This is a genomic window from Pseudomonas sp. Lz4W, assembly GCF_000346225.2.
Classification (GTDB): Bacteria; Pseudomonadota; Gammaproteobacteria; order Pseudomonadales; family Pseudomonadaceae; genus Aquipseudomonas; species Aquipseudomonas paraversuta.
In genome coordinates this window covers 2,040,769-2,059,389 of sequence record NZ_CP017432.1, presented here as the reverse complement: position 1 = coordinate 2,059,389, position 18,621 = coordinate 2,040,769, and the positions used below count along the sequence as shown (strand labels likewise).

At 61.6% G+C, this 18,621-nt stretch carries 16 protein-coding genes; all 16 read right to left on the bottom strand.

Annotated features, from left to right (window positions below; translation table 11 throughout):
* Positions 1-44: 44 nt before the first annotated feature.
* Positions 45-1,220, bottom strand: coding sequence for an MFS transporter (locus tag B195_RS09720; protein ID WP_003446478.1), 1,176 nt, complete (start codon positions 1,218-1,220; stop codon positions 45-47).
* Between the two features lie 28 nt (positions 1,221-1,248).
* The gene (locus B195_RS09715; RefSeq protein WP_003446476.1) at positions 1,249-2,286 is read right to left on the bottom strand and encodes a Rieske 2Fe-2S domain-containing protein; all 1,038 of its coding nucleotides are present in this window, start codon (positions 2,284-2,286) and stop codon (positions 1,249-1,251) included.
* A gap of 244 nt (positions 2,287-2,530) precedes the next feature.
* On the bottom strand, positions 2,531-3,364 hold the full coding sequence (locus B195_RS09710) for an SDR family NAD(P)-dependent oxidoreductase (RefSeq protein ID WP_003446474.1): 834 nt from the start codon (positions 3,362-3,364) through the stop codon (positions 2,531-2,533).
* 16 nt (positions 3,365-3,380) lie between these two features.
* Entirely contained in the window at positions 3,381-4,148 is a 768-nt protein-coding gene (locus B195_RS09705; protein ID WP_003446472.1) for an SDR family oxidoreductase, read from the bottom strand.
* Positions 4,149-4,200: 52 nt separating this feature from the next.
* Positions 4,201-5,445 (bottom strand): helix-turn-helix transcriptional regulator, encoded by a 1,245-nt coding sequence (locus tag B195_RS09700; RefSeq protein ID WP_369826381.1) that lies wholly within the window; start codon positions 5,443-5,445, stop codon positions 4,201-4,203.
* Positions 5,446-5,611: 166 nt separating this feature from the next.
* Positions 5,612-8,044, bottom strand: coding sequence for an RND family transporter (locus B195_RS09695; RefSeq protein ID WP_003446467.1), 2,433 nt, complete (start codon positions 8,042-8,044; stop codon positions 5,612-5,614).
* Positions 8,041-9,021, bottom strand: a complete 981-nt coding sequence (locus B195_RS09690) for a YCF48-related protein (protein WP_003446465.1) — start codon at positions 9,019-9,021, stop codon at positions 8,041-8,043. The genes B195_RS09695 and B195_RS09690 overlap by 4 nt, the downstream gene beginning before the upstream one ends.
* 284 nt (positions 9,022-9,305) lie before the next feature.
* Positions 9,306-10,661, bottom strand: coding sequence for an MATE family efflux transporter (locus B195_RS09685; protein ID WP_003446464.1), 1,356 nt, complete (start codon positions 10,659-10,661; stop codon positions 9,306-9,308).
* A gap of 199 nt (positions 10,662-10,860) precedes the next feature.
* Positions 10,861-12,069 (bottom strand): acetyl-CoA C-acyltransferase, encoded by a 1,209-nt coding sequence (locus B195_RS09680; RefSeq protein WP_003446462.1) that lies wholly within the window; start codon positions 12,067-12,069, stop codon positions 10,861-10,863.
* Between the two features lie 9 nt (positions 12,070-12,078).
* Positions 12,079-12,549 carry a MaoC family dehydratase gene (locus B195_RS09675; RefSeq protein ID WP_003446460.1) on the bottom strand — a complete coding sequence of 157 codons (471 nt, stop codon included), beginning with the start codon at positions 12,547-12,549 and terminating at the stop codon, positions 12,079-12,081.
* 9 nt (positions 12,550-12,558) lie between these two features.
* A complete protein-coding gene (locus B195_RS09670; protein ID WP_003446457.1) occupies positions 12,559-13,344 on the bottom strand; it encodes an SDR family oxidoreductase in 786 nt (261 codons plus the stop codon).
* 82 nt (positions 13,345-13,426) lie between these two features.
* A complete protein-coding gene (locus tag B195_RS09665) occupies positions 13,427-14,305 on the bottom strand; it encodes an SDR family oxidoreductase (protein WP_003446455.1) in 879 nt (292 codons plus the stop codon).
* A 10-nt stretch (positions 14,306-14,315) separates the two neighbouring features.
* On the bottom strand, positions 14,316-15,467 hold the full coding sequence (locus B195_RS09660) for an acetyl-CoA C-acetyltransferase (protein WP_003446453.1): 1,152 nt from the start codon (positions 15,465-15,467) through the stop codon (positions 14,316-14,318).
* A gap of 3 nt (positions 15,468-15,470) precedes the next feature.
* Positions 15,471-16,529, bottom strand: coding sequence for an acyl-CoA dehydrogenase family protein (locus tag B195_RS09655; RefSeq protein ID WP_003446451.1), 1,059 nt, complete (start codon positions 16,527-16,529; stop codon positions 15,471-15,473).
* An 8-nt stretch (positions 16,530-16,537) separates the two neighbouring features.
* Entirely contained in the window at positions 16,538-17,692 is a 1,155-nt protein-coding gene (locus B195_RS09650; protein WP_003446449.1) for an acyl-CoA dehydrogenase family protein, read from the bottom strand.
* Between the two features lie 10 nt (positions 17,693-17,702).
* A complete protein-coding gene (locus B195_RS09645) occupies positions 17,703-18,479 on the bottom strand; it encodes an enoyl-CoA hydratase family protein (RefSeq protein ID WP_003446447.1) in 777 nt (258 codons plus the stop codon).
* Positions 18,480-18,621 lie beyond the last annotated feature (142 nt).

Genomic DNA, 18,621 nt, shown 5'->3' with positions numbered 1-18,621 from the left:
TGTCAGACATCTTAAGCAGCACGGATCAAAAAGCCAGTAGTACCTTAGCCTTGTGCGGGTAGCGCCAACGGCCGCAGCGTCAGGCGACTGGCCAGTAATCCGGCAAAGGCCAGCACTGGCACCACGGCCGTGCCCAGTGCCAGCCACAACAACCCGTCAAACCCGCCGGCGACCAATTGCCCGGCAAGGGCCGGTCCGACCATCGAGCTCAGGGCGAACGCTGCCGGTACCAACATGATCGCGCGCCCGCTCGGATCCAGCCTGGCGACAGCGGCGCTCTGGTAAATACAGCCCCAGCAAAAACCCACTTCCCAGATCCAGGCCCCCAGGGCGTACATCACAAAGCCCTGGGCATAGGCCAACAACAGCAAGCCGACACCAATCACGGCCAACACCAGCAAATGCGGCCAGCGCGACCCCAGGCGGTCGCCGATCAGGGCCAGCGCCAGGGCAGCCGCGCCGCCCAGCAACTTGAGCACCGCAAACACCACCCCCATCTGCGCCGGTGCCACATCCAGCCCATGCCCCAGGCGTTCAAGAAACGCCCACAGGCCAATCTGACCGGCGCCAAACACGAAGAAAAAGCCCAGGGCCCAATATGCCGGCACCGGGAAGCGAAAACGGCCTTGAAGGGAACTGTCTTTCGCTTGATCAACCGCGAAATCACTGCGCCCGGGCAATGCAAATGCGCTCAGGCTCAGTAACAGAATCATTGCCGCCAACACCAGCGCAGCCCCTGCGTAGTGAAAATGGGCAATCACCAGCGAGGGCAGGACAAACAGCACCAGTGCCACCAGACCGAGTTCAATGCCCTGGCGCATCCCCAAGGCCCGCTCCTTGTCAGGCATTTCGGCCATGATGCGCAACCCGAGACAGGTCATGAGCGCTGCGAAAAAACCGATCAGGGCCCACAAGGGCAACTGCGCAGCTGCAGGTAACTGCGAGGAGGCGAGCAACGCCAGCGCCGAGCCCAGCGCACACCCGAAGGTCAGTGCGCGCCAGTTGCAACGGTCAATAAAGCCCACGGCCACCAGGGTACCCAGCAGATAACCGGTAAAGCACACAGACCCCAGCAAGCCGATCTGGCTCGCTGCAAAGCCAAAACTATCCGCCAGTGAACCCAGCAAAATAGGCAGCGTATTGAAAGGCAAACCGCCAATGGTCGATGCCAGACTCGCGGCCAGCATAAACACCAGCGTTTTGCGTTGATTCAACATCATTGGCAGTGCCCTTCCCTGAGCTGATCAATCAGCGTTGATCAACGGTCGTGATTTCACGGCGTTCGGCCATGCTCGCCGGCACGCCGGCCTCATCGGTGAAGAACTGCTGATACCACTCGCGCAGCTGATACACAGGGCCGTCGCCCTCGGCCAGAACCGGATTATTGACCCGGACTTTGTGGGTCCAGATATCAACGTCCTGATAGAACGAATCGCGGTTACGCTGCACATAATCCAGCGCCAGCGCTTCGTTTTGAGCATCGCTCCAGCCCGGGACTTTTTTCACCATGCAGCCAAAACGCAGTTCAAAACTGTTGGGGCCGATCGGCACGTGGCAGTTGAGCAGAATGGACTTGATTTCCTGACCGTCGAACATGGCGCGCATGCGGGTCAGGTGAGTGGCCGGGCCGTAATAGGCCGACTCCGCCACCAGATCCCCGCCCAGGCGCTCGGAGTCGCCATGGAAAATCTGCTCGGCAATATGCCCCTGGAAAACGTTGTGGAAATACTTGGTCGGCGTGCCGTGCACCGGGCCGAAATGCTGGGCATCCACCAGGTTGTCGACCAACTCGCGAGGATTGGTGTCGATGATCATCTTGTCCAGATGCCAGCTGTGCAGCCACTCATCGCTGTCCATTTCCGGCAGGTGCGGAATCACCACATCTTCAGCGGGCGGCTTGCCTTCCGGGTTGTTCCAGACAAACAGCAGCTTGTTCACTTCACAGGTCAGCCAGGCGCGGGTTTTGGCCTTGGGCGGGATACGCTTGCAATACGGGATCTCGACACATTTCCCGCTGGCTTCGTACTGCCAATGGTGAAAAGGACAGACCACACGGTCGTTCTCGATAGTGCCCTGGGACAGGTCGGCACCCATGTGCGGGCAATGGGCGTCGAGCACACTGATCTCGCCCTTGGAGGTGGCGTAGGCCAGCAGGCGGGAGCCGAAGATGTTCAGGGTATGTAATTTTCCATCACGGTATTCATCCGCCTCGCCCAGGCAATGCCATCCCCGGCCAAAGCGCGGAGCTAACGCATTCTCGACGTGGATTTCAGCGAGTTTAGTCATTTTTATTATTCCTCAGGTTAGGGACCAGGACGCGTGCCTGATTGATCTTCACCGAGGCGGGAGGCGGGCTCATCGTTCAGATGGACTAGAGACAGGACTTGCACAAATCCTCTGGGAGCCAGGCTTGCCGGCGATGCAGGCAACCGGCCAAGGCACAGACAGCCCGCCGATCCTGTGGCGGGGCAAGCCCGCTCCTGCAGAGTGCAGCCATGAAAATGCATAACCCCTGCAGGAGCCCGGCGTGTCAGCGCCAGTCGGCAACTATCCCGTGCTCACGGGCAAACGGCTGGCAGTGAATGGTTTGACGCTGGTAATCGCGCGCGGCTTCGTCAGTCGCCAACCACAGCATCACCGCCGCCGGAACCTCTGGCGGCGCAGAGCCGGCGCGCAGGGCAATCACGCCTTTATCGCCAATGGTTGCGCGCAGCGCCTCAGTGGTCACAACCCCGGGGTTGAGGGTATAAGCCCGTATCCCCTGCTCACCCAGCTCCACCGACAAAATACCCGACAACCTCGACACCGCAGCCTTGCCTGCACCATAGGCATAGCCCCAGCCACCCTTGCCGGCAGCCACTGGAGGGTCAGTTTCACCGGCCCCGGAAGTGACGTTGATCACCACCCCGCCACCCTGCTCCAGCATTTTCCCGACCACCGCCCGGGTCAGCAAAAACGGGGTCAGCACATAGCCCTGAAACACCCGCTGCAAGGTCTCGGGCTGCAACTCCATAAAGGGCGAGTTGAGGTCGCGACCCTGGTAAATCGCATTATTGACCAGCACATCCACCCGGCCATATTCGGCAAACACCGCCTCACTGGCGGCCAGTACCGAGTCACTGTCGAGCAGATCCATGGGCACCACCAGAACCTTGCACCCCAGTTCGCGAATCTCTGCCGCGGTGCCGTTCAGACTGCCGGGCAGTGCCGTGCCGTCCGGGTTGCGCAAGCCGTGCACATGACTTTCACCTTCATCCAGACTGCGCGCGCTAATGGCCAGATCAAAACCTGCACGGGCGAATGCCAGAGCTGTTTCACGCCCGATGCCACGGCTGGCGCCGGTAATAAATGCCACTTTGTTCATAGGGGTTCCTCAAAAATCAGAAGCGTTGCGCACGCACCATCGCGTCCATACCACCATCGACAAAGATCACGCTGCCGGTGACAAAGCTGGCCTGCTGCGACTGCAAAAACGCCACCACCCGGGCGATTTCCTCGGGATGACCGGCGCGCCCCAATGGCGCAACAAAATCACTCACCGCCTTGCCAAACCGCGGGTCATCCTTGGCTGCCTGATGCAGCGGAGTCTCGACGGCTCCAGGGGCAACCACATTCAAACGGATTCCCTGCCTGGCCCATTGCACCGATTTGCGCCGGGCCTCACAGGTCACCGCGTACTTGGAGCTGGCATAGGCCACATGCGGCTGGCCGAGGGCATCGGCCAGTTGCAGGGCCTGCGCTTCGTCAGCGGCGAGCAGCGCTGCAACCATTGGCTGCTGATCGGCACCGGGCTGGGTGGCCGCCACTGAACCTATCACCAGCGCCGCCGGGTTCTCGCCCTTGGCCAACGCATCGGCCAGGCCGTCAAGCAATTCACTGACACCAAAATAGTTCACCGCCAGCACCAGGCTGCTGGAAGACGCGGTAACGCCCAGTCCGGCACAGCACACCAGCCCGTCAAGCACACCGCCAGACTGTTCAAGCACCTGGGCCACTGCCGCCCGGCGCCCGTCACGGGTGGACAGGTCGGCGACCACCTCGGCATTGGCCCGGTCAATTCCGATGATGCGGTGCCCCGCAGCCCGCAATTGCGCACACACGGCGGCGCCGATCCCGGAAGCGGAACCGCTGACAGCTGTAACTGGCATAAGACTTTCCTTGATAATGCAGGCTCACCGCGAGCCTGACTGACGTGAGTGCTTAAGCGCTTTTACGAACGGGCCGCGCCAACTGCGGCGCCGGTACAATCACCGACTCATCCCCCCGCAAGGCGCACTTGGGCTTTCCCAGCGCGACCACGCTGTTCAGCAGAATCCTTACCAGCTCGGTCTGACGGCGCACACCGGTTTTGGAAAAGATCGAGCGCAAGTGTGCCCGCGCCGTGTTGCGCCGGATGTTCAGGTTCTCGGCCGCTTCTTCCAGGGACAAGCCGTTCGCCAGCTCCATGGCCAGCGCGGTTTCGGCCTTGGTCAGGTTGAACAATTGCTTGGTCACCACTTCACTGGCCAGGGACTTGCCCACCGAATCGCGGATATAGATCACCGCCGCCGGCTTGCTCTTGCCCTCAGCCCATTCCAGCGACGGAATCGCCTCCACCACCAGGCCCAGGCTGACCTGACCCGAAGGCCGGGTCACGGACATGGCATCGGCGGTCAACCCGCCCTCGCGTACTTCGGGGCTGAACGCGTGTTTGACCAGACGCTGCAATTCGCGGTTGTCGCTGGGATAGGTGGCCTCCAGTCGGCCGCCCACCAGTTTCAGGCCATCGGCGCTTTTAAGGATTTCTTCGGCCACCGGGTTTAGGCGCAGCACCTTGCCCGTCTCGTCGAGCACAATGGTCGCCACCGACAGCCGGCTGATGGCCTGGGCATAAAGCTCGCTCATGGACTCACTGCGGTCCAGCAGATTGTGCAGGTGCAGGGCGCGGCGCAAATGGGGCAAAAACATACCGCACAGGGCACGTTCCGCAGTGGAAAATCTGGGCGAGGTTTTAGGCCGGGTGATCCGGAAACGCAGCTTGCCGCCGTCCGGGGTGGAGATGTCGGCGCCCATCACGTGATACACGTTCTGCGGCCCGCAATAGGCTTTGAAATAGGCAGAGTGGGTCCAGTCCGACTCACTCATCAGGTCCTCGACGGTGAAGACCTGATCCAGGGCCTGGCCGGCAAAAGGCGTGTTGGTCTGGGGGTACGTCTGATAGGTCAGCTCACCCTCGCCTTCGATGTCACCCGCCACAATCATCAACCCCAGGTCCGGTTGATCCGGCACCCGCAGAATCAGCGTCGCATAGTTGGCAGCAAACATTTCACGCACGGCGCACAGGGTACGGCCCATGACCTTAGGGTCCAGCGCTCCATCATAAAACCTGCCGATCATTTGATCGTAATCGGACAAATCCAGTCCCAGACTGGTCAGGGTTTGGTGATTCAGGGTCACTGTATCCACGGACATTTCCTCGCATTGGGCCAGATTCAAAGACCTGCCCTCATTATTGTTTTTATGACTAGCGACTTGCCTTTGCGCAGAAGCGGGATGCTCCGTCAACCCTGCGCAAAAGCGACTCAGTATTTCTTTATGTTGACCGGCATACAAGCCCGGCCAACCCTCTATTTCAACGGTTTGACTGATCCTTGGCAGACACGCTCTGCTTGAGCGGGTAATGCCCGGCATGGGCCTGTGGTTCAACCACAGTCCTGACCTTGACCAGCGGCCGTCCCAGGTTGAACCAGGCAGCCAGGGCCGGCAGCAGGAAAATCGCCCCCAGCACGTTGACCAGGAACATAAAGGACAGCAGCACGCCCATGTCAGCCTGGAACTTGAGCGGTGCAAAAGCCCAGGTACACACACCGATGGACATGGTCAGTGCGGTAAATACCGCTGCCGTACCACGCTGGCACATGGCCTGGTAAAACGCATTGCGCAGATCTTTGCCGTCAGCCATTTCATGGGCTATGCGCTCGTACAGATAAATCCCGTAATCGACCCCCACCCCGACTCCCAGCGCCATTACCGGCAGGGTTGCGACTTTCAGGCCTATGCCCAGGGTCGCCATCAGGGCGTTGCACAGAATGGCCACGATCGCCAACGGCACCAGAATGCACAGCACCGCACGAAACGAGCCGAAGGTCAGCCAGCAAAACAGCGCCACCGAACCGAACAGGGCGGCGAGCATTACCACTTCGGCCTGTTTCACCGCCTCGTTGGAAGCCGCCATCACCCCCACATTGCCGCCGGCCATCAAGAACTGCACTTCTGGGGTTTGCAGGCCAGCAATGATGCGCTGGGTTTCCTTGACCACATGACTGACGGTCGCCCCCTCATGATCGGTCAGGAACACCAGAATCTGCATGCGCTGACAACCTTCGGTCACCAGTCCGTCGTCCGGCATATAGGCCCGTGCGCCCTGGCTCAAACCGCGCTCGGAGCCCGGAATGGCCGACCAGCGCGGGTTGCCTTCGTTGTTGCCGGCAATCACGTTCTTGCCCATGCCGGCCACGCTCTGCACCGACTGCACGCCGGGCACGCTGCGCATCTGGAAGTCGAACGACTCGATCGCCCGCATCACCTGCGGCGCCAGACAGCCTTCTTCAATGCCTTTGACCTGAACAAACACCGACATCACATCCAGGCCGATGGAGTAACTGTTAATGATTTTCTGGTTGTCCTGGTTGTAGCGTGAATCGGCGCGCAACTCCGGAGCCCCGACGCCGATATCGCCCACGGCCAGATCCCGCGCCTTGTAGGCACCCACACCCAGCAGCAACAGGCTGATGACAAACACCGCCAGCGCCGGTTTGGGCTCGGCCAGTGCCGACAGCCGCCACCACAGTGCATGCTTGCCCCCGGCAGCCTTGAGCCCCTGGGCCAGAGCGCGGGGTTCGAGCTTCAGATAAGAAAGGATGATCGGCAGCATCAACTTGTTGGTGATGATCATCAGCATCACGCCGATACAGGCAGTCACCCCCAACTCATGGACGATGGGAATATCGATCAGCATGATCACGCCAAAGCCCAGAGCGTTCATCAGCAACGCCAGCGAGCCGGGAATGAAAATCTTGCAAAATGCACTGTGGGCCGCCTGTACCGAAGGGCTGCCGGCCAGCACGTCCTGCTTCCAGGCATTGGTCATCTGCACCGCGTGGGACACGCCAATGGAGAAAATCAGGAACGGCACCAGAATCGACATCGGATCGATCCCCAGCCCCAGCAAAGGCAGCAGGCCCAGCAGCCACACCACCGGCAGCAAAGCCACCACCAGCGCCACCAGCGTCAGGCGCCAGGAGCGGGAATACAGCCACAGCATCAAGCCGGTGATCACAAAGGCAATCACGAAGAAGCTGATTACCGTGGTCAAACCTTCAATCACATCCCCCACCAGCTTGGCGAAGCCGACAATATTGATCTCGATATCGTCGTTGCTGTATTTGGCGCGAATGTCCTCCAGCCGCTTGGCGACCTCGGCATAGGACACCGGCTTGCCGGTTTGCGGGTCCAGGTCCTGCAAGTCGGCACGTACCATCGACGACTTCAGGTCATTGGCCACCAGCCGCCCGATCTGCCCAGAGCGGGCAATATTGCTGCGAACCTGGGCCAGGTCTTCGCCAGACCCGGTAAAACGCGGCGGCACCACCACATCCCCGAAGAAGCCTTCTTCGGTGATTTCGATATAGCGCACATTGGCGGTAAACAACGAGGTAACACTGGCGCGGCTGACGCCGTTGATAAAGAACACGTCGCCGGTGACTTTGTTGAGGGTGTCGAGGTACTCGCGATTATAGATATCGCCCTCACCTTTCCACTTCACGCTGACCAGAAAACGGTTGGCACCGGTGAAGTACTGACTGAAATTGAGGAAATTGACCATGAACTCGTTGCGCACCGGGATTTGCTTGTTAAAGCCCGGATCGAGCTGAGTGTGGGTGGCGCTGTAGCCCAGGGCCAGGGTCAGCAACACAAACAGTGCCAGCAACCCCTTGCGCCAGGCGATCAACAGGTCGGCGGTACGCTCGACGACGCGGTCAACTGCAGATTTAGCCGTGCTCATTTGGCATCTCCCAACGCAGCAACGCTGCCATCAGTGCCCTGGAATACCCCGCGCTCACCGCCCACCAGCAACCGCTGTGAGCCCACCAGCACCGCCGAGGTCAAGGTGCCCAGACCGGGCAAGCGGCTGGCACTGACTAAATGGCCGTTGCCATCCAGACGCACCACGGAACTGCCCGCGCCAACTATCAACAGCCCGCCGCCGCTGGGCAACAGGGCATGGCCATAGAGCGGCAACTGATTGCCCACCGCCACCGGATCCCAGCTCTGACCAAAGTTCTGGCTGACAAAGACATGCCCGCGCATGCCGTAGGTTACCCAGCGGTCGGGGCTCAAACGCACCACGCCAAACAGTGACCCGTTATAGAACGCGGGCAGTTTCTGCCAATTGCGCCCGCCATCGTCGCTGCGCATCACCAGACCCTGCTCGCCCACCAGCATCCGCCGGCCATCCGCGCCGCCGTCCATGCCGTTCAGGTGGGCACTGTCGACTTCCAGCGGCTGGGCTTGCCAGGTACGGCCGTCATCATCGGACTGGTAAAACTTGCCAAAACTGCCGAACGCCAGCACGTGCTTGCCTCCGGCATTCCAGATTCCCAGCAAAGGCTCGGCGACTTCATCGTCGTGACGCACTTCAGTCCAGTTCGCGCCCCCGTCTGCGGAACGCAAAATCCAGCCATCATGGCCGACAGCCAACAGCGTCTTGTCCGACAGCTGCACCAGCGCGGTGAGGGTCAAGTCACGTTGCGGCTTGACCACGGCGGACTGCCAGGACAAACCCTGGTCGTCGCTGAGCAGAATATTGCCGCGCTCACCCACAGCCACCACGCGCTGATCGAGGTACAGCATGCCGTTGATCTGCAGACGATCGGGACGCAACTGAACAGAGGCGACAACGGGTGCAGGATGGGGAGTGAAGGTGAAAACGACGGTTGCCGCGACAATCAGGCAAACCAGATAGCCGATCATTGCACGCATGGTCGAAGCCTCGCTGCACGATTCAGTTGCTGGGCAGAGTTCATGCAGCCAGTCCTCTTTTTATTATCGTGGATGCTCTGGCTACCTCGGCGGCGAGGTGCCTAGAACCTGCCTTCGATCTTCGGACTGGTGGGTCACGGGCACATCGTCCAAATGGCCTAGCCCGGACGGCCTGACTTGCCTCTCTATGTATCTGCATATGTACATATCTGCAGGAGCGGGCTTTAAAATGGCCAACAGCTCGCGAGGCAAGCTCGCTCCTACAGGGTTTCAGGGGTACGGGTTCAGACCAAACGCTGTATCTGCTTATGCCGCCATACCAGACGGTAATACGCCGTCTGCAATCCCAGCATCGCCAGGTAGGTGACCGGGAACGCCATCCACACCCCTTCCAGGCCGAAGTGGGCATTGAGGGCATAGGCCACCGGCAGTTCGATGCACAACACGCAGAAAATCGTGATGCCCATGGGCACCAGCACCACGCCGCTGGCACGCATGATGCCGCCAATCACCGCCTGGAAACCGAACACCAGAATGCTCCAGAGCATGATGTGCAACAGGTGCTCGGCCCGAATCCGCGCATCGACATCGGTAATGAACAGCCCCAGCAGCCAGTCCGACAACACATAGCCCAGCACGATCAGAGCGCCGGTCAGGCACAGGTTGATCAGCATGCCGGTACGCAGGATCGGCCCGATACGCTCGTTGCGCCCTGCCCCGATTGCCTGGGCCCCGAGAATCGACGCCGTGATGGCAATCGACAGCGCCGGAAACTGCACGTAATTGACGATCTGGGTCACCGCGCCATAGGCGGCTGTGGCCTGGGAGCCGTGGCTGTTGACCAGCGCCAGAATCACCAGCTCCGAGAGCGACAACACCACCATCTGTACCCCGGTGGGCAAACCGATGCGCAGCACCTTGCCGAGAATTTCCCGGTTCAGGCGCAGCGCAGCCCACAGCTCGCGGTCCGGTGCCATCACACTGTTTTTATGACGCAGGCGATAGCCCAGAAACAGCATGGCCAACAGGTTGCCCACCAGACCGGCCAGTGCAGCGCTCTGAATACCCATGGGCGCCAGCCCGACCCAGCCCTTGATCAAGGCGGGGGTCAGCAGCAGGCCCACCGCGGTGGATACCATCAGCGCCAGCAACGGCGACAGGGTATCGCTCACCCCGCGCAGCAGTTGGGTGAACAGAATGAACACCATCAGCAAGGGCAGGATCAGCATCATTACCTGGGCATAACCGACGGCTTCATCCAGCACATCGGCCGGAGTGCCCAACGCCTGCATGGCAGGTCGTGCAAACACACTGCCGAGCACTGCAGCGATCAGCCCGACCAGCGCACCGAGGGTCAATGTGGCCCCGGTGATCTGCTTCACCATGGACGTCTCGCCGGCCCCCCAGGCCTGACCGATGAGCACCGAAGCCCCGGCGCCCAGACCAATCACCAGAGCGATAAAGAAAAACAGTACGGGAAACATTCCCGACACCGCTGCCAGTGCGTGAGTGCCCAGCATCTGCCCGATATAGATTCCGTTAAGGGTGCCGGAAAACCCCTGCAGGAAGTTGGACAGCACCATAGGCGCCAGGAAGATCAGATAGATCTGCCACAGCGGCCTTTGTGAAGGGGTTTGCATAACGGATTGTCCTTATTGAAAAGCCATAAGGCGTTATACCCCACAGGTCGCAAAAAGCGTTACCAAACATGTCCCCCATCACAGCCTGCGTTCTCTGTAGGAGCGAGCTTGCTCGCGAGCTCTGTGTCGCTCCGTGGAAAAGCTCGCGAGGCAAGCTCGCTCCTACAGGTCCAGGTCCAGGTCCAGGTCTAGTTCCAGATCAGTTCAATTCAAACAGCCCCGCCGCGCCCATGCCGCCGCCGATACACATGGCGACCACCACAAACCTGGCGCCACGGCGACGGCCTTCCAGCAGGCTGTGGCCCACCATCCGCGCACCCGACATGCCAAACGGATGACCAATGGAAATCGCCCCGCCATTCACATTCAGGCGGTCATTGGGGATCTCCAGAAAATCACGGCAGTACACCACCTGGCAGGCGAACGCTTCGTTGATCTCCCACAGGTCGATGTCGGATACGGTCAGGCCAAAGCGCTTGAGCAATTTGGGAATCGCAAACACCGGACCAATGCCCATCTCTTCCGGCGCACAACCACTCACCGCAATCCCGCGGTAGGTGCCCAGCGCTTCGATCCCGCGCTGTTTCGCCTCGGCACGGCTCATCAGCAGCACCGCCGCAGCACCATCAGAAAATTGCGAGGCGTTGCCCGCAGTGATGAACTCGCCCTGTTGCACCCACTTGCCGTCTTTCCAGACCGGTTTCAGGGCGGCCAGGTCTTGCAGTGTGGTGGAGGGGCGATTGCACTCGTCGCGGTCGGCAATCACGTCCTGATAACCGCTGGGCTTGCCTTCCTTGTCGAACAGCAGCTTGCGCGCAGCCAAAGGCACGATTTCATCGGCGAACAGCCCGGCGGCCTGTGCGGCTGCGGTGCGCTGCTGGCTTTGCAGGGAGTACTGGTCCTGCACTTCGCGGCTGATGCTGTAGCGTCGGGCCACGATTTCGGCCGTTTCAAGCATCGGAATGTAGGCCGTCGGCATGCACTCCAGCACCGCTTCGGACTGGGCCCGGTAGGTGTTCTTGTACTTGTTCTGGGTCAGGGACAGCGACTCGACCCCCCCGGCAACGGCAATCGACATTTCGCCGGTCATGATCCCTTTGGCGGCCACGCCGATGCTCATCAGGCCCGAGGCGCACATGCGATCAATAGCCATGCCCGGCACGGTGTCGGGCAAGCCCCCGGTATTGGCGCACAGGCGGCCGATGTTGTAGCCCTGGGTGCCCTGTTGTGCGGCGGCGCCCATGATCACGTCTTCGACCGAGCCCGGCTCGATACCGGCACGCTCTACCACCGCCCGTACCACATGGCCGCCGAGCACCGGTGCTTCAGTGTCGTTGAACGAACCGCGGAAGGATTTGCTCAGCGCGGTGCGGGCCGTGGATACGATCACAACGTCATTTAAATTCATGTTCAAGGCTCACTGTTCAATAGGGTTGAAGGTGTAGCGGCTGATGGTGTCCACCACGCAGCCGGGGCGCTCGCTGCCCTCGATTTCGACGCTGATGCGCACCACCGCCTGCAACGCATCGCCCAAGGCCTCGACCCCCAGGATCTGGCCATGCCCGCGTACCCGCGAACCCACCTTGACCGCTGCCGGAAAACGCAGCCGGTCGCTGCCGTAATTGACGCCCATGGCCAGATTGGCGAACTGCATCAACTGCGGCATAAACAGATTGGCCAGCGCCAGGGTCAGATAACCGTGGGCAATGCAGGCACCAAACGGGCCGCTGGCAGCGCGCACCGGGTCAACATGAATCCACTGGTGATCCCCCGTCGCCTCGGCAAACAGGTCGATCCGCTCCTGGGTCAGCAGCAGCCAGTCGGTGCGCCCCAGATCCAGCCCCTGTGCGGCGAGTAACTGCCCGGCGCTGCTAAAAAGCGTACTCATTGCCTCACCTCAAGCCTGTTGTGAACTGACGGGCAGCACTTCGCCGACCATGTACGAGGCGTAGTCGCTGGCCAAAAACACCATGACGTTGGCCACTTCCCAGACTTCGGCGGCGCGGCCAAAGGCTTCACGGCTGGTGAGCTGCTCCAGCAATTCGCTGCTGGAGGCTTTTTTCAGGAAGTCGTGCAAAGCGATCGACGGCGCCACGGCGTTGATCCGCACCCCGCTCTCCGCGGCTTCCAGGGCGCTGCAACGGGTCAGGGCCATGACCCCGGCCTTGGCCGCGGCGTAGTGGGCCTGTTCCTTTTGCGCACGCCAGCCCAGCACCGAGGCGTTGTTGACGATGGCACCGGCGCCACGGCGTTCCATATGCGGCAGCATGGCGCGGGTCATGCGCATGGTGCCGGTCAGGGTGATATCGAGTACCGACGACCATTGTTGATCGGTCATTTCCGTGAGGCGTACCTGACCGCCAAGGCCGGCGTTATTGATCAGTACGTCGACCCCGCCCAGCGCCTCTTCGGCAGCGGCCACCAGCGCCTGAACATCGGCTTCGACAGTGACGTTGCACAGTTGCCCGTACACCGCCTGCAACCCGGTTTCGGCCTTGAGGCGCTCAACCGCTTCTTCGAGGCGGCGCGGGTGGATATCAGAAATCATCAAGGCACGGCAGCCTTCTTCGGCGCAGCGCTTGGCAGCGGCATAACCGATACCGGCACCGGCGGCAGCGGTAATCAAAATCGACTTGCCGGCCAGCAACTGGTGACCAGGCACATAGGGAGGAGCTTGTCTCATGGCAGAAATTCTCTTGTTCTAACGAAACAACATGCGCAACCTTGTGGGAGCTGGCTTGCCAGCTCCCACAGGGGCATTCGTGTCAGCTGCCCCAGACCCGCTGCGGGGCGGGGGCTTCAGCGAGGATCTGGGCCATGGCCACGCCCACTTCTTCGGGCTGCCATTGCGCGCCCTTGTCCCGGGTTACACCGGTGCGCCAGCCATCCCCCAGGGACAGTCTGCCGCCCTGGCTTTCGATGATTTGCCCGGTCACATGGCCCGACAGGCTGCTGCCCAGCCACACCACCAGCGGCGCAACGTTTTCCGGGGCCCAGGCATCAAAGCCGCCGTCGTCAGGCTTCTTCACCACGTCCGGCATCGCGCTTTCGGTCATAGAGGTACGGGCCGCCGGGGCCAGGGCATTGGCGGTCACTCCGTAGCGCGCCAGCTCCGCGGCCTGTACCAGGGTCAAGGCGGCAATCCCGCCTTTGGCGGCGCTGTAGTTGGACTGTCCCACCGAGCCCTGCAAGCCGGCCCCCGAGCTGGTATTGATGATGCGTGCGGCCACCGGTTGACCGGCCTTGGCCAGGTCACGCCAGCGCTTGCCGAGGATGTTGGCGAGGCAGAAGTGGCCTTTGAGATGGACGCGCATCACCGCGTCCCAGTCGTCTTCACCCAGGCTGATAAACATCCGGTCGCGCAAAATCCCCGCGTTATTGACCAGCACATGCACTTCGCCAAACGCCGCCAGTGCGGCATCGACGATGTTTTGCGCGGTGGCGGTGGTGGTGATGTCATCGGCGTTGGCGATGGCCTGGCCGCCTGCCTGGCGAATTTCGGCGACCACTTCTTCAGCGGCTTCGCGACGAATGTCGTTGACCACCACATTGGCCCCCTCCCCGGCGAAAGCCAGAGCATAGGCGCGGCCCAGGCCGCCGCCAGCGCCGGTGATGATCACGGTACGGTTTGCACAAATTGCCATGTCAATGCTCCTAGAGACGCTCAATAATGGTCACGTTGGCTTGCCCGCCGCCTTCGCACATGGTCTGCAGGCCATAGCGCCCGCCACTGCGCTCAAGCTGGTTGAGCAGGCTGGTCATCAACCGCGCGCCGCTGGCCCCCAGCGGATGGCCAAGGGCAATCGCGCCGCCGTTGGCGTTGGTTTTGGCCGGGTCGAAATCCAGTTCCTTGGCCCAGGCCATAACCACTGAGGCAAAGGCTTCGTTGATTTCCACCAGATCGATGTCGTTGATGTTCATGCCGGCTTTTTTCAGCGCGGCACGGGTCGCGGCAATCGGTGCCGTGAGGTGCCAGATCGGGTCGTCGCCCAGCACCGAGAGGTGATGAATCCGCGCCCGGGGTGTCAGGTTGTAGCGCTTGAGCGCAGCTTCCGAGACCACCAGCAAGGCTGCCGAGGCATCGCAGGTCTGGCTGGAAACCGCTGCAGTAATCGAAGGGAACTCGGCAGATACCGGCTCCAGCTCGGCCATTTTGGCGAGGCTGGTGTGGCGCGGCGTTTCGTCGTCCCACACCCCTTCGCAGGGCACGATTTCATTGACAAAACGGCGCCCGGCGATGGCATCCAGTGCCCGACGGTGGCTTTCCAGGGCGTAGGCTTCCATCTGCTGGCGGCTGATATCCCAGTGGTCGGCAATCCGCTGCGCCGCATAAAACTGGTTGACCGGCTGATTGCCAAAACGTGCCTGCCAGCCTTTGCTGCCGGAAAACGGGTCGCTGAAACCCAGGGGCTGCCCGGCCAGCATCGCCGAAGAAATCGGGATCTGGGTCATGGTTTGCACACCGCCCACCGCGATCACATCCTGGGTGCCGCTCATCACTGCCTGCGCGGCGAAGTGCAGCGCCTGCTGCGACGAGCCGCACTGGCGGTCAATGGTGGTGCCGGGCACATTGAGCGGCAGACCGGCGGCCAGCCAGCTGGTGCGGGCGATATCCCCCGCTTGCGAACCAATGGTGTCAACGCAGCCAAAAATCACGTCGTCGTATTCGTCGGCCGGAATCTGGTTGCGCTCAACCAGTGCCTTGAGTACATGGGCGCCCAGATCAATCGCGTGAACATGGGCCAGACCGCCCTTGCGCTTGCCGGTCGGGCTGCGCAAGGCGTCAACAATATAGGCTTGGGGCATCAATCAATCCTCGAAGGTATGGCCGGGGCCCAAAGGCGCCGCGCCGCTCAGTACATGCTCGGCCACCCGGGTTTTATGCAGGGCGCGATCACCCCAGGCGTTGTCCAGCGCCCAGGCCCGCTTCATGAACATTTGCAGGTCGACTTCCCAGGTGTACCCCATGGCACCGTGTACCTGAATGCCGTGACGGGCCGCCAGCCAGCTGGCTTCACAGCACGCCAGACGTGCCTGGGACACCCACACCGAGGCGTTTTTCTCGCCGTGGGCCAGGGCGTAAGCGGCGCGATACAGCACCGGCTTGGCAAATTCAAGCTGGGTGGCAACATCCGCCAGGTGATGCTTGACCGCCTGGAAACTGCCAATCGGCTTGCCGAACTGTTTGCGCTGGGCGGCGTAATCCACTGACAAATCGAGCATGCGCTGGGCCAGGCCCACCAGTTGCCCGGCCACCAGCAAGGCGCCACGGTCGAGGGTCTGCGCCCAAAGCTGGCGGCCATGCTCGCCCTCGGCCACCAGGGTGGCTGGGCCCGGTTGCCAGCTGACCTGCGCCAGACGCCGGGATGCATCGATGCTGCTGTGGGGTTGCACGTCAACCTGGCTGCGGGGCACGGCATGCACTTCATCGCCATGGGCCAGCAGCAGCAGGTCGGCATGGGCGGCATCGGCCACCAGCGGGTTGACCGGGTGGCCGATGGCAACCCGCAGGCTGCCTTCAGCAATGCGCTCCAGCCATTCGCCACGCTGCGGGGTCTGGGCTGGCAACTGTGCAATCAGTGCGCTGGCGACATAAGCGGTGTCGCCCAGAGAGTCGGGAATGGCGTAGTAACCCAGTTCCTGGGTCATCAAGGCCCAGGCCACATCGTCCATGCCCAGGCCGCCGAAGGCTTCGGGAACCGACAGCGCGGTCAGGCCCTGCTCGGCAATTTTGTTGCGCAAATCCGGTGAGCGACCGACGTCGGTTTCCCAGATTTCGCGAAGCATTTCCGGTGCCGCTTCGGTCATCAAAAAACGACTGATGGCTTCGCGGAAGACTTGCTGGTCATCGGTAAAGGTAAAGTCCATACCCGGCCTCACTTCGGCAGGCCGAGCATGCGCTCGGCAATGATGTTGCGCTGAATCTCGTTGGTCCCGGCGTAGATCGGCCCGGCCTGGGCAAACAGGAAGCCCTCCAGCCAGTCGTGGCCGTCTGCCGATTTACCGGTCAGCTCGCCATTGGCACCCAGAATCCGCATCGCGGTCTCGTGCATGCGCAAATCCAGTTCCGACCAGATGATTTTGTTGGTGCTCGATTCGGCGCCAATCTGCGCGCCGCGGCTCAGCCGGCCTACGGTGTGATAGGCCGACAAGGCATAGGCCTGGGCGTCCGACCAGGCCTTGCAGACGGCTTCGCCAAGGCTCGGATCACGGTCGGCGCTGGCGCGATTGGCCTGGTACAGCTCCACCAGCTTGCGGGCGGTGTACTGAAAGCGGGCCGGCGAACGCAACAGCAATCCGCGTTCAAAACCGGCAGTGGCCATCGCCACATGCCAGCCCTGCCCTTCTTCACCGATGCGGTTTTCCAACGGGATGCGCACGTCATCGAAGAACACTTCGGCAAACGCGTCCTTGCCGTTCAGGGCCTTGATGGCACGGACGGTGACGCCCGGTGCATCGAGCGGCACCATCACAAATGACAAGCCGTGGTGGCGGCTGGACGCGGGGTCGCTGCGAAACAGTCCGAACAGCCAGTCGGCAAAGATGGCCCGGGTCGACCAGGTTTTCTGGCCGTTGAGCACATAGCTGTCACCGTCGCGGGTGGCCTTGCTGGTGATCGCCGCCATGTCGGAACCGGCATTGGGCTCCGACCAGCCCTGGGCCCACATGTCGGCACTGGCCGCCATGCGCGGCAGAAAGCGCTTCTTTTGCGCCTCGGTACCGAATTCCATCAGGGTCGGGCCCAGTAACAGCTGGCCATTCTGGTTGACCCGCATCGGTGCACCGGCGCCGTAATATTCTTCTTCGAAAATCAGCCATTCGATCAGGTCGCAGCCGCGCCCGCCCAGGGCGGTGGGCCACATCACCATGGAAAAGCGGCTGTCGAACAACTTGGCTTCCCACTGGCGGTGCTGCTCGAACCCTTCACGGGTGTCATAACTGGCCAATGGCTCGGCCGGCAGGTTGGCCCCCAGCCAGTGGCGCACCTCCTGGCGAAAGGCCTTTTGCTTGGGGGAGTAAGTCAGGTCCATCGTCAGCTCCTCAGAACGTGGCGTCGCGTTTTTCAACAAAGGCGCGCCGGGTTTCGGCAGAGTCCGCGCTGTTGTATGCCTGGAGTGTGAAGCCCTGCTCCCAGCGGTATTTGTCTTCCAGGTTGCCGTCTTCGATACCGTTCAACGCCTCTTTGGCGATGCGGATCATGTCCGGGCTTTTGCTGGCGATCTTGCGGGCGATCTGCAAAGCGGTTTCGCGCAGTTGCTCGCGGGGTACGACACGTTCGATAAAGCCGTACTGCTGGGCCTCCACCGCACCGATCTTGTCGCCGGTGAAAAACAGATAACGGACCTTTTGCACCGGGAACAGGCGTTGTAAATGCGCGCCGCCGCCCATGGCGCCACGGTCAACTTCCGGCAGCGCAAACGTCGCGCAATCGGATGCCACCACGATATCGGCAGCCCCGGTAATGCCAATCCCGCCACCCAGTACATAGCCATGAACCGCCACGATCACCGGCACCGGGTTGCGATGCACGGCCTTGAAGGTGGCGTAGTTGCCCGCATTGACGGCCACGATGCGTTCGGGGTGGGCGTCCAGTTCCTTGATATCGACACCGGCACAAAAACCGCGGCCCTCGGCACGAATCACGATGACCCGCACTTGCGGGTCTTGCCCCAGGGCTTCGAGGGTGCGGGCCAGGTCCAGCCACTCCTGGCTATTGAGGGCATTGACCGGTGGCCGGTCGATCACCAGCTCGGCGATCCCCGCCTCAATACGGGTGTGAAAGGCGGTATGGGTTGCGGTGGGGGCTGCACTGTTCACAGGTGCTCCTCAATTGGCGAAAGGCATGCGGGCAGTATGGGAATGCGCAGGGGGTGGCTCATCGTCCGTTGAGACTAAACACCTGCGGGGCCGTGCCGGGGATCCGACCGCCAAATGGACTAGTCCGGCTCAGGGATTACGC

Coding starts and splice junctions, on each gene's coding strand:
- B195_RS09660 (WP_003446453.1), bottom strand. CDS start 15,467: ATGCCCCAAGCCTATATTGTTGACGCCTTGCGCAGCCCGACCGGCAAG.
- B195_RS09670 (WP_003446457.1), bottom strand. CDS start 13,344: ATGAGACAAGCTCCTCCCTATGTGCCTGGTCACCAGTTGCTGGCCGGC.
- B195_RS09690 (WP_003446465.1), bottom strand. CDS start 9,021: ATGCGTGCAATGATCGGCTATCTGGTTTGCCTGATTGTCGCGGCAACC.
- B195_RS09680 (WP_003446462.1), bottom strand. CDS start 12,069: ATGAATTTAAATGACGTTGTGATCGTATCCACGGCCCGCACCGCGCTG.
- B195_RS09695 (WP_003446467.1), bottom strand. CDS start 8,044: ATGAGCACGGCTAAATCTGCAGTTGACCGCGTCGTCGAGCGTACCGCC.
- B195_RS09715 (WP_003446476.1), bottom strand. CDS start 2,286: ATGACTAAACTCGCTGAAATCCACGTCGAGAATGCGTTAGCTCCGCGC.
- B195_RS09685 (WP_003446464.1), bottom strand. CDS start 10,661: ATGCAAACCCCTTCACAAAGGCCGCTGTGGCAGATCTATCTGATCTTC.
- B195_RS09675 (WP_003446460.1), bottom strand. CDS start 12,549: ATGAGTACGCTTTTTAGCAGCGCCGGGCAGTTACTCGCCGCACAGGGG.
- B195_RS09710 (WP_003446474.1), bottom strand. CDS start 3,364: ATGAACAAAGTGGCATTTATTACCGGCGCCAGCCGTGGCATCGGGCGT.
- B195_RS09655 (WP_003446451.1), bottom strand. CDS start 16,529: ATGGACTTTACCTTTACCGATGACCAGCAAGTCTTCCGCGAAGCCATC.
- B195_RS09665 (WP_003446455.1), bottom strand. CDS start 14,305: ATGGCAATTTGTGCAAACCGTACCGTGATCATCACCGGCGCTGGCGGC.
- B195_RS09705 (WP_003446472.1), bottom strand. CDS start 4,148: ATGCCAGTTACAGCTGTCAGCGGTTCCGCTTCCGGGATCGGCGCCGCC.
- B195_RS09720 (WP_003446478.1), bottom strand. CDS start 1,220: ATGATGTTGAATCAACGCAAAACGCTGGTGTTTATGCTGGCCGCGAGT.
- B195_RS09650 (WP_003446449.1), bottom strand. CDS start 17,692: ATGGACCTGACTTACTCCCCCAAGCAAAAGGCCTTTCGCCAGGAGGTG.